Consider the following 9900-nt stretch of genomic DNA (forward strand, 5'->3'; position numbering starts at 1 on the left):
AGCCTGGACGCCGTCACGGCATTCGCCGACTGGATGGAACCGACGGACGCGGAACTGTCCGCGATCGAAGCCGAGATGCCGCTGATCCTGGCGGACGTCGCCCTGGTCGACGCGCAGATCACGGCCATGGACCACGCCCCGGACGACGTCGACAGCCGCCGGGTGCGCCGGGCCCTGGCCCGCGTGCTCGCCGAGCGGGCCAAGCTGACCAACCGCACGGCTGACACGACCCTGGCGGGGGGTGCGGCATGAGCACGATCCTCACGCTGGACGCCCTGGCGGCGCCGCTGCGGGCGTTGCGGCTGCTGGCGGTCGACTTCCCGGACCTGCCGGCACCGGTGGTCGACGTGAGCGTGATCTACCCGGACCGGCTGAGGTTGTCGGTGCACGCAATGGAGGGCGGGTTCACCGCGTTCGAGGCGTGGCGGGCGGCGCTCGGTATCGCCCCGGACGCGGTCGACTTCCACGTGCAGTGCGACCACCGTACCGGCGTGCTGAGCGCACGGACCGAGTACGGCGGGGCGGACGTCGAGCTGACCGGCTACACGCAGGTGCCCGCCGGCGTGCGGATGCCCGCGGGGGTGGCGTGATGGCACGCCCGACCGCGCTGCCCGCAGTCGCGGTGACGGCGGTGTCCCTGGTCCTCACTCTGGCCGTGGTCGTGATGTGGCTGGGTTCGGCGATGCCGTGGCCGGTCGCACTCGTGGTCGGTCTCGGTATCGACGGGGGTTGGCTGGCCACCCTCGCCTATGAACGGCGCCTGGCCGCGCAGGGCGACCACTCCGACGCCGTAACCGGGGTCGGCTGGTCGTTCGGTCTGCTCGCTACCGGTGTCCTGGTCGCCCACGCGCTGACCGCCGAGGTGGACAGGGGCGCGTGGCTTGCGGTGGCGTGGCTGCCTCTGGGGGCGAAGGCGCTGTGGCTGGTGCACGGGTTGTGGGAGCGGACCGCGCTCACCCCGAAGGCGCTCGGAGCGATCCGCGGTATCCAGCAGGAGGCCCGTGACGAGGCGGCCGTGGCGCGTGCCCGGCTGCGGGCGGAAGCCACGACGGAGGAGACCCGGCTGACGGCCGTGACGCAGGCCGGTGCGCGCGTCGCCCGCGTCCAGGCCGACACCGCCAAGCGGCTCTCCGATGCGTGGTCGACGCTGGAGGCGGCCCGGTCCGGCGAGGACACGGGCAGGGCCTTGACCAGCGTGACCCACCGCGTCACGCCCGACGTCACACCCCGATGGGAACTCCCCGTCTGGGGACCGACCGAGCCGCTGACCGCGCTGGAATCGGGCCCGGCGCTCACCGACGCCGAGCTTGACGCGGTGGTCGAGGAGATCCGCACCAGCCGCGTTCCGGCCCTGTCCTACCGCGAGATGGCCACCCGCTTCCGCGCGGCCGGCCACTCCGCCTCCGAGGTCCGTCTCCGGGCCGCGTGGAAGCGGGTGGCGGCATGAACACCCTCGCCGCCCTCTTACCGGCCCTGCCGCCTGTCCTCGGCTGGGCGGTCCATGCCCGGTGGCTGCACGGACGGCTGACCACGGCCCGCCGCGACCCGCTCACCGGGTTGTGGACACGGGAAGCCTTCACCCGCCGGGCCCGCCGTCTGCTGCGCGACCCGCGCGCGGTCGTGATCCTCGCGGACGTCGACCACTTCAAGCACGTCAACGACGTCCACGGGCACGCGGTCGGGGACGCGCTGTTGAAGGCGACTGCCGACCGTCTCGCCCACCACGTCGGTGCGTCCGGGGTCGCCGGACGGCTCGGGGGCGATGAGTTCGCCGCTGTACTCATCGACGACCACGGCACCGCCGGGGACCTGCTCGCCGTGCTGCACGGCGTGCTCGCCCGGCCGGTCGACGGCCAGGACCCGAGCGTCCGCACCACGGTCTCGCTCGGCTGGGTGCGCGCCGCGGACTTCCCCGCTGATGACCTGTCCGGACTGCTGAGGCGGGCGGATGAGGCCATGTACGCGGCCAAGCAGGGCCGTGCCGGAACCCGACGTGCGGGACTGGGCCGACTGTTCGCCACCGTCGCAGGGCGCCGCGCCGGCCGAACTGGCGCCCGCACGGACGCGCCGATCGTCGGAGTGGCGGCCCGATGATCGGGTCGTTCGGCAAGTGCTACGACCCGACCGGCGCCCAGTTCGGCATCCCTACCTACCAGTGGCGCTACGCCCCTGACGGGCTCGCCACGCGTCGTCAACTGCGTGCCCGCGGGCTGCGTCCGGGTGGTCAGTCGATAGCGGCGCAGCTCATGCGCCCGCGCTACCGGCGCGGTCCGCTGGTCGCCCACCTCTACCGCGTCGACTGCGCCAGGCCGGTCCGTCCGATGACCCCGGGCAAGCGGGCTGCGCTCGCTAACGCGATGCGGGCGCGCCGTACCTGCCCGGCCTGCGCCAAGGACGCCGGATACGTCATCCCGACCTCACTCGGCATGTGCGTGCCCTGCGCCTACCCCGAGGAACAGCGCGCCGCCTGAACTTCCCTGCACCACGATCCGGCGGGGTCCGTCCGCCCACCTCCTACAGCGACGGCCGGACCCCGCTTCCTCCCTTGGAAGGACTTTCAGTGAAGCACCCCGACGACGAGAACGAACTCTTCAACCGACTCGAAGCCGACCTGGCCGCCGACTCCGGGGGAGACGTAGTCGACCTCGACAAGGCCCGATCCGCCCGGACGGAGTCGCCTCACTCCGACCCGACCGAGTCGGCCGACGACACGGTGTACGTGACCGACTCGCAGAGCAGCGGAGACCTCGACCCGTTCCGCGCCGCGTCAAGCGACCCGACCGCTCGCATCACGGTCGACCAAGCCGTGAAGGCGACCGGTCCGGGCTTTCTCGGTCGGCTGCAAGGCGCCCGCCGACGGTCGGTCGTACCGGTCTGGCTCAAGTCCCTCGCGGAGCTGAAGACCGCGAGTGGATGGGTGGCCCGCCACTACGCCCACTCGCTCGGCTATCACGCGCTCCGCACCCCCGTCTACGCCGCCCGTCTCGCCTTCCAGGCACCGACGGGCGCGGCCCGGTTCGTCGGGGGCACGATGCGGTGGGTGGCCGACCGCGAGGGCGAGCCGGTCCGGCTCGCCGCGGTCCGGCGTGAGGACGCGGCGGAGTATCTGAAGCTGTCGCGGCAGCGTGACGGACGGGTGCGGCTGCGGACCTTGGTCGCTGTGCTGGCCATGTTCGTCGGGCTCGGCTCCGCGCTTGCCCTCTACGTCCTTGCCCCCGACTGGCTTCAGGCCGTGTCGGTCGGTGCGGTCGTGATGGCGCTCGGGGGCGCCGGCCGCCGTGCGGATGCTCCGGTCGTCCACCGTGCGGTGGAGCTGCCGAAGGCGGTCAAGCTCACCAGCGACATCGTGCTGCGCGCGCTCGGCGCGCTGGGTATCCCGGCGATCAACCAGGCGCAGGGCAAGGGCCGCGACGGGTTCGAGTTCACCGCACCGATCACCCGGGACGGTCCAGGGTGGCGGGCGGAGGGCAACCTCCCCTACGGCGTGACCGTCACGGACGTCATCGAGCGCCGCGACCGGCTCGCCTCCGGTCTACGCCGCCCGCTGGGCTGCGTGTGGCCCGAGGCCGTGCCGAACGAGCACACCGGGCACCTCGTGCTGTGGGTCGGCGACCAGGACATGTCGACCTCCCGCAAGCCCAAGTGGCCACTGATGAACAGCGGCAGCGTCAACCTGTTCAAGCCCGTCGCCTACGGCACCGACCAGCGGGGACGCTGGGTCGCGGTCACCCTCATGTACATCGCGGGCATCATCGGCGCCATCCCGCGGATGGGCAAGACCTTCCTGCTCCGCCTGCTGCTGCTCATCGCCGCTCTCGACCCGCGCGCGGAGCTGCACACCTACGACATGAAAGGCACCGGCGACCTCGACCCGGTCGGCAACGCCGTCTCCCACCGCCACGCCGCGGGCGATGACGACGACGCCATCGAGTACGCGCTCAACGACTTCCGCGCCCTGCGGGAGGAACTGCGCCGCCGCACCAAGGTGATCCGCTCACTCCCGCGGGACATCTGCCCCGAGTCCAAGGTGACCAGCGAACTCGCCGACAAGCGCTCCCTTGGCCTGCACCCGATCGTGATCGGGGTGGATGAGTGCCAGGTCCTCTTCGAACACCCCAAGCACAAGGACGAGTTCGAGGAGATCGCCACCGACCTGGTCAAACGCGGACCGGCCACCGGCATCGTGCTCCTGCTCGCCACCCAGCGCCCCGACGCGAAGGCACTGCCCACAGGCATCTCCGCAAACGCGTCCGCCCGCTGGTGCCTGAAGGTCATGGGCCAGTTGGAGAACGACATGGTCCTCGGCACGTCCGCGTACAAGCGCGGCGTGCGGGCCACGATGTTCGCGTGGGGGGACAAAGGCATCCACTACTTCGTGGGTGAAGGCTCCGACGCCCGGATCGTGGGCTCCGTGTACGTCGACGGGCCCGGAGCCGACAGCATCGCCGCCCGCGCGCGGAAGGCGCGCGAGCAGGCAGGGACCCTCTCCGGCCACGCCCTGGGGGAGGAGCCCGAGACGGTCGCGAGCGCGTACGACCTCCTCGCCGACATCCTCGCCGTCGTCCCCGTCAAGGAGACGAAGTTGTGGTCCGAGACCGTCGTTGCGCGGCTCGCGGAGCTGCGGCCGGAGGTCTACGACGGATGGGACCCCGAAGGGCTCGCCGCAGCGCTGAAGCCGCACGGCGTGGCCACGATCCAGGTGGGACGCCGGGGGAACGGCAAGGTCGTCAACCGGCGCGGCATCGACCGCTCCCACATCACCACCGCGATCGCGGAGCGTGACGGAAAGCAGGACGCGGGCTGAGGGTCCGGGGCCGCTAGCGCTAGCGGCACACCCCGCTAACGTTAGCGGCCCCGCTAGCGCCCCAAACCTGCTGTGATCAGGCCGCTAGCGGATAGCGGCCCACCTGCGGAAACCCCTGGAAACCGCCTGGAAGGGCCCCTCGTGCCCCCTGCCCTGCTCGCTATCACCCTCCTGCTCGGTGTCACGTTCTGTTACGCCGCTGTGTGTGCCGGCTCGCCGTTCGGCAACTGCCGCAAGTGCCGCGGCATGGGCCACGCCCTCAAGACCGACCGCAAGGGACGCCTCAAGCGCGGCAAGGACTGCCGCCGCTGCAAGGCCACCGGCAAACGCATCCGCGCCGGCCGCTGGCTCTACAACCGCTGGGCCCGCATCTACCGCGCCGGCACCACCAACTGACCACGTCCCGGAGGACCTCGCCATGCGCAAGACCCTCGCCGCCGCCTCGGTCCTGACCGCGTGCAACCCGAGCTACGGCGCCGGCCCGGCCGGGACCGTGAGCGACCGCAGCAGCGCTTACTTCAAGTCCGGTGGCTGGCGCTACCGGCTGACCATCACCACGACCGACGGCCGACGCCAGGAATTCCGCGTCACCCGCGACGACTACAAGCGCTGCTTCCGCGGCTCCGTCTACCCCACCTGCACCAGTCGCTGACCCGGAAGGCTCCCGATGATCCTGAACATCTCCGCCGTGCTGCTGTTCGGCGCCGCGTCCGCCCTCGCCGTCCGCACCAGGTCCGCCGGGGGTGGCGCCGCCCTGGTCCTGTTCCTGTTCGGGTTCTTCGTCGCCGGGACCGGCGCGTACGAACGCATCCACGACGTCGTGCAGGCGTCCGCCGACGCGCTGTCCGCCCTCGGCAACTGAGGAGACCCGCCGTGAACGAGCACACGCCCGCCCTGCGGCCGGACCTCCCGGCCGCCCCGGCATACGACCCGGCATCACTGACCCTCTACGCACCCACCCCGGCGGCCGTTGAACTGGCCGCCGAACGGGGCCCGGTGGTGTGGGTACCCGACGCGTACGGGCGCCTGGTTCCCATGGCCAAGCACCTCGCCCCCGCCCCGGTCCTCGCTCCCGAGCCGCGCGACCTGAGCCCGCTGCCCCTGCTGGACCCCGTCGCACAACGCCTGTTCGGGGCCGGACTCGGAGGCGGGGCGCTCTCCGCCGGCGTGGGCTACGGCATCGGCGAAATCATCAACGCCGCCGCGGGGCTTGGCACCGGCACCGTCATGTGGATCGCGCTCGCGGTCCTCGCCTGGCGCACTCCGGCCCGTTCCATCAGCGGCGGGCGCGGCAGCACGGTCAACATCCGCAAGGCCGTGATCAAGCGGAACAGCTTCTACGGCTAGCTACGCCCGAGGCGGGCGCCGTCTCACCACAAGTCGTGCCCGCCCCGGTTCCCTCATCCCTCCACCCGAACAGGCGGCCCCTAGCCTGAGCAGGCTAGGGGCACCAACGCCTGATTTCACGAAAGCGGGAAGCCGGCGAAGCCTTCCTCAGCCTGGATCACAAGCGCGATCTCTTCCGTGGCCAGCAGCTTGCGCACGTCGTCACTGGGCGGCTCAGGCAGCAGCACCGCGAGACGCAAGCCATCGGGAACCTCCAAGTGCCGGCGATAGTCGAGCAACTGGCCGATCGCCAAGCGCACGGCGTTACGTGTCGCGTTCCCCTTGGCCTCGTACAGCACGTTGTCAGTCACGTCGTACAGATCCGGTACGAGGGCACCCTTCTCGCCCTCGACAGTGATCTGAAAGCTCTTGAACTGGTGGGCTGCTGCGGTCAAGAACTCCTCGAACGCCGTCACCAACTGGCCCTCACGGCGCACAACTTCGCGCTCGCCGCCAATGATGTTGGCCACCGTGGTCGAGGTCGAGTGCTTCTCCGTCTTCTTGTCCTTGGTCCCCGTCTTCTTCGCCACAGGCGCGGAGGCCTTGGGACTGGCCGACAACTCAACGATGTGATCCACCGTTGCCGGGGGCAACGCGTCTTCATCACGAAGCGCCCACGTCACGCCGTCCGAGGGACGCAGCCGGAAGACGAACACACGCCGAATGACGCCGTCCTGACCCGGCGCCCACCGCTCCACGTAGGGAAGCACCGGGTCGACCACGCTCTGTCCGACGAACCACTGCTTCACCCCTCCAGGGGTGCCCTTCTTGCTGGCTGCGACGAAGAGCATCACGGCGCGACCATCCTCGACGCTGTCCAAGAGCGCCTTGTTGCCGTCCGTCATCTTCTGGTCGCCCACTACACCTTCACCGGTGTAGTGGAACAACGGCCCGTGCTCGTCGTCCTCAACGTAGCCATCGAAGGTGTAGCCGTACTTCACCCCCTGCGAGGGGTCGGAGTAGGCCAACACCGTCTCCCCGTTTGCAGGGGTCTGGATTCCTCCCTGGATCCCCCCACCAAACCGGATCTTCATCTCAGTGCGGTTCGTGATCGTGCCCGGAGCAAGGTCATCAGTCGCCATAGCGCGGAACCTATCCGGCACCACTGACAACGGCCCTACCGGGCCCCGACAACCCCCGCACCGATTTACCCGCGGCGAGCGCCGTCTCACCACAAGCCACGCCCACCCCGGGTTCTCCCATCCCTCCAAAAGAGCAGGAGACCGTCAGCATGACCCATCCCGCCCCGATCCGGCGAGACCACTTGAGCACCGCCCTCCGTCTCGCAGCCTCCGGCGTGCCCGTACTGCCTTTACGAGCGGGGAAGGTGCCGTTCGGGAACTGCCCGGCCTGCGCCAAGAACGTCTGTGGTGGCCGGCCGAACATGAAGACCCCCGGCCCCTGTACCTGTCCGAACCCGTGCCACGGCTGGGCCGCCGCCATCACCGACCCCGGCGTCATCAACTTGCCGACGTGGGCGTGGCGGGAAGCGGCAGGCGTGGCCTACCACCCCGGCGGCGCCGGCCTCACCGTCGTGGACCTCGACAACGCCGAAGCCATCACGTGGGCCCGTGCGAGCCTGCCCGCCACACGGACCGTGCCAACGACCCGGGGCGAACACTGGCTCTACCAGGGCGCCATGCAGTCCGCCAACGCTGTACGGCCCGGCGTCGACATCAAGTCGTCCATGCAGTACGCGCGGTGGCTCGGGCCCGGCACCGGAACCATCACGGCACTGCCGGACGTCGTGCGCGCGCTGACCGTAAAGGAACCCTCCACGGTCCGACCGGCGGCTGTCACGGTGCCCGCACTGGCCGGGAGCGGGGGGTGCCCTCACCGCACGCCCATGTATCTGGATCGTGGCATCGCCATGGCGGAGCAGCGCATCACCGGAGCCCGTGAGGTGGTGCACGCCACTGTCTACCGGACGTTCCTCGCGGTGTTGTCCAAGCACGGCCGGTGCGGCTGCCTCACGGACGTCCACATCGCGCGGCTGTTCACCGCAGCGCAGGCCAAGGGCGAATCGCCGCGGCACTGCACCGACGCGTGGACCAACGCCCTGACCACGTTGGGACTGTGACCATGTCCGAGGACGACAAGAACCCCGGCCGCGAGGTCATCGCGGACTACGCGCATGAGCACTTCCGGTACTTCCGCACCGCTGACGGGACCGTGTACGCGCAGAAGAACGGCCACCCCGTGGCCCGTCCGATCCGCTCACAGGGCACGACGGGCAGCCACCGCCAGGAACTCATGGTCGGCCTGTTCAAGGACGGGGTCGGCGTGTTCAACGGGACCGCCCTCAAAGAGGCGTTGGACTTGATCGAAGCACTCGCACTGACCGAGGACGTGCAGCCCGTGAACATCCGCGTCGCCCCGGGATTCGACGGAGCGACGTGGCTGGACCTGGGCCGCAACGACGGACAGTCCGTCCGCATCCACCCCACCGGCTGGGACATCCTCACCCCCGACCCGCGCGAGGTCTGCTGGCGCCGCACTCAGCTCACCGGCGAACTCCCGCTGCCGGCCAAGGACACCGACGGCAAAGGCATCGACCTGCTGCTGAGGCTGTGCAACTTCGCCAACGCCGAGACCGAATGCCTGGCCATCGCCTGGCTCATCGGCTGCCTCGGACCGTCCGTGCCCGTCCCAGCGCCGTTCCTCACCGGCCCGCAGGGCGCGGGCAAGTCCACCGGCGGCCGGATGCTCGTACGGATCATCGAGGGCATGAGCGGTGACCTGCGCAGGGCACCGAAGGACGAGGAGAACCTGATCGCGGCGGTGGCGGCCGGCTGGGTCACGGCCCTGGACAACCTCTCCCACATGACCCCGGACCTGTCCGACGCCATGTGCTGCATCGTCACCGGCGCCGAAAGCGTCAAACGCGCCCTGTTCACCGACGGGGACGTGTTCCGCGTCGGCTACCGCCGGCCTCTACTGCTGACCGGTATCGACGTCGGCGTCATCCGCCCCGACCTCGCCGAACGGCTCCTGCCTCTGCGGTTGGAGCGGCCCCGGGTGCGGCGCACCGAGGCCGAACTGTGGGCGGACTACGCGGAAGTGCTGCCGGTCGTGCTCGGCTCGCTCCTGGACCTCACGGTCAAGGTGCGCGCCGTAGAGGTGGAGACTCCCACCGACCTGCGGATGGCGGACTTCGCGCACCTGTGCGCGCAGCTCGACGCCGCTACGGGTCTCGGGGCGCTGCCCGCGTACCGGGTGAGTCTGGACGACCTGAACGACGACGTGATCGAGGGTGACCTCCTCGCGCAGACCGTCCTCAGGCACGCCGAGACCATCGAGCCAGGCGGCGCGCAGCAGATGACGTCCACGGAGTGGCTGTTCTGCCTCAGCAGTGTCTACAGCGGGGACGAGTGCCGTCCCCTACCCAAGGGGTGGCCTACCACCGGCAAAGTCCTCTCCGACCGCCTCAAGCGCCTCCAACCGACGCTGGCGGCCCGGGGTGTGCTCATCGACTCGGGCCGCACCAAAGCGGGCCGCTACCTCGAAATGACCCGCACGGCCGCTCTACCACCCCATGAGCAGTCGCGGGCGTTCTGACCCGCGATCCGCACGCTCACGCGAACAGCAAGAAGAGCACGTGCTCCTCTTGCTGTTCGGCGGAACGCCGCTCCAAGGTCGCGCCGCGCAGCGGCTCCTTCTTCGCTCTGTAAGGCGCACCCAAGTACTACAGGCAGCCCCTTCTTTGTCCC

Annotated in this window: 13 protein-coding genes; 12 read left to right on the forward strand and 1 reads right to left on the reverse strand. The window is 70.3% G+C overall.

The genetic code is table 11. From position 1 onward, the window contains the following. Window positions 1-3: 3 nt before the first annotated feature. From ACFWBT_RS38565 to ACFWBT_RS38610, 10 genes are all read left to right on the forward strand, one after another. Window positions 4-252: a DUF6284 family protein gene (locus ACFWBT_RS38565; protein WP_385708196.1), complete on the forward strand. Its 249-nt coding sequence runs from the start codon at window positions 4-6 to the stop codon at window positions 250-252. After that, window positions 249-590 (forward strand): hypothetical protein, encoded by a 342-nt coding sequence (locus ACFWBT_RS38570; RefSeq protein ID WP_385708163.1) that lies wholly within the window; start codon window positions 249-251, stop codon window positions 588-590. Before ACFWBT_RS38565 ends, ACFWBT_RS38570 begins: the two co-directional genes overlap by 4 nt. Beyond that, entirely contained in the window at window positions 590-1447 is an 858-nt protein-coding gene (locus tag ACFWBT_RS38575; RefSeq protein ID WP_385708166.1) for a protein spdB, read from the forward strand. Before ACFWBT_RS38570 ends, ACFWBT_RS38575 begins: the two co-directional genes overlap by 1 nt. Beyond that, entirely contained in the window at window positions 1444-2094 is a 651-nt protein-coding gene (locus ACFWBT_RS38580) for a GGDEF domain-containing protein (RefSeq protein WP_385708169.1), read from the forward strand. Before ACFWBT_RS38575 ends, ACFWBT_RS38580 begins: the two co-directional genes overlap by 4 nt. Further along, window positions 2091-2471, forward strand: a complete 381-nt coding sequence (locus tag ACFWBT_RS38585; protein WP_385708172.1) for an RRQRL motif-containing zinc-binding protein — start codon at window positions 2091-2093, stop codon at window positions 2469-2471. Before ACFWBT_RS38580 ends, ACFWBT_RS38585 begins: the two co-directional genes overlap by 4 nt. 89 nt (window positions 2472-2560) lie before the next feature. Continuing rightward, window positions 2561-4804, forward strand: coding sequence for a cell division protein FtsK (locus tag ACFWBT_RS38590; RefSeq protein WP_385708175.1), 2244 nt, complete (start codon window positions 2561-2563; stop codon window positions 4802-4804). A 141-nt stretch (window positions 4805-4945) separates the two neighbouring features. Next, window positions 4946-5200: a hypothetical protein gene (locus ACFWBT_RS38595; protein WP_385708178.1), complete on the forward strand. Its 255-nt coding sequence runs from the start codon at window positions 4946-4948 to the stop codon at window positions 5198-5200. 22 nt (window positions 5201-5222) lie between these two features. Next, complete coding sequence (locus ACFWBT_RS38600; protein WP_385708181.1) at window positions 5223-5456, forward strand: hypothetical protein; 234 nt, start codon at window positions 5223-5225, stop codon at window positions 5454-5456. A gap of 15 nt (window positions 5457-5471) precedes the next feature. Continuing rightward, window positions 5472-5666, forward strand: a complete 195-nt coding sequence (locus ACFWBT_RS38605) for a hypothetical protein (protein ID WP_385708184.1) — start codon at window positions 5472-5474, stop codon at window positions 5664-5666. 11 nt (window positions 5667-5677) lie between these two features. Continuing rightward, a complete protein-coding gene (locus ACFWBT_RS38610) occupies window positions 5678-6151 on the forward strand; it encodes a hypothetical protein (protein WP_385708187.1) in 474 nt (157 codons plus the stop codon). Between the two features lie 116 nt (window positions 6152-6267). Here the strand turns inward: ACFWBT_RS38610 and ACFWBT_RS38615 are convergent, their stop codons facing one another. Beyond that, the gene (locus tag ACFWBT_RS38615; RefSeq protein WP_385708190.1) at window positions 6268-7272 is read right to left on the reverse strand and encodes a hypothetical protein; all 1005 of its coding nucleotides are present in this window, start codon (window positions 7270-7272) and stop codon (window positions 6268-6270) included. A gap of 149 nt (window positions 7273-7421) precedes the next feature. Here ACFWBT_RS38615 and ACFWBT_RS38620 point away from each other — a divergent pair, with 149 nt between their 5' ends. Both ACFWBT_RS38620 and ACFWBT_RS38625 read left to right on the forward strand, forming a co-directional pair. Beyond that, window positions 7422-8270: a bifunctional DNA primase/polymerase gene (locus ACFWBT_RS38620; RefSeq protein ID WP_385708193.1), complete on the forward strand. Its 849-nt coding sequence runs from the start codon at window positions 7422-7424 to the stop codon at window positions 8268-8270. 2 nt (window positions 8271-8272) lie between these two features. After that, window positions 8273-9748 carry an ATP-binding protein gene (locus ACFWBT_RS38625; protein WP_385708199.1) on the forward strand — a complete coding sequence of 492 codons (1476 nt, stop codon included), beginning with the start codon at window positions 8273-8275 and terminating at the stop codon, window positions 9746-9748. Window positions 9749-9900: the final 152 nt, after the last annotated feature.

It is taken from the genome of Streptomyces sp. NPDC060027, assembly GCF_042737005.1.
Taxonomy (GTDB): Bacteria; Actinomycetota; Actinomycetes; order Streptomycetales; family Streptomycetaceae; genus Streptomyces.

Coding starts and splice junctions, on each gene's coding strand:
- ACFWBT_RS38600 (WP_385708181.1), top strand. CDS start 5,223: ATGCGCAAGACCCTCGCCGCCGCCTCGGTCCTGACCGCGTGCAACCCG.
- ACFWBT_RS38625 (WP_385708199.1), top strand. CDS start 8,273: ATGTCCGAGGACGACAAGAACCCCGGCCGCGAGGTCATCGCGGACTAC.
- ACFWBT_RS38620 (WP_385708193.1), top strand. CDS start 7,422: ATGACCCATCCCGCCCCGATCCGGCGAGACCACTTGAGCACCGCCCTC.
- ACFWBT_RS38605 (WP_385708184.1), top strand. CDS start 5,472: ATGATCCTGAACATCTCCGCCGTGCTGCTGTTCGGCGCCGCGTCCGCC.
- ACFWBT_RS38580 (WP_385708169.1), top strand. CDS start 1,444: ATGAACACCCTCGCCGCCCTCTTACCGGCCCTGCCGCCTGTCCTCGGC.
- ACFWBT_RS38575 (WP_385708166.1), top strand. CDS start 590: ATGGCACGCCCGACCGCGCTGCCCGCAGTCGCGGTGACGGCGGTGTCC.
- ACFWBT_RS38615 (WP_385708190.1), bottom strand. CDS start 7,272: ATGGCGACTGATGACCTTGCTCCGGGCACGATCACGAACCGCACTGAG.
- ACFWBT_RS38570 (WP_385708163.1), top strand. CDS start 249: ATGAGCACGATCCTCACGCTGGACGCCCTGGCGGCGCCGCTGCGGGCG.
- ACFWBT_RS38585 (WP_385708172.1), top strand. CDS start 2,091: ATGATCGGGTCGTTCGGCAAGTGCTACGACCCGACCGGCGCCCAGTTC.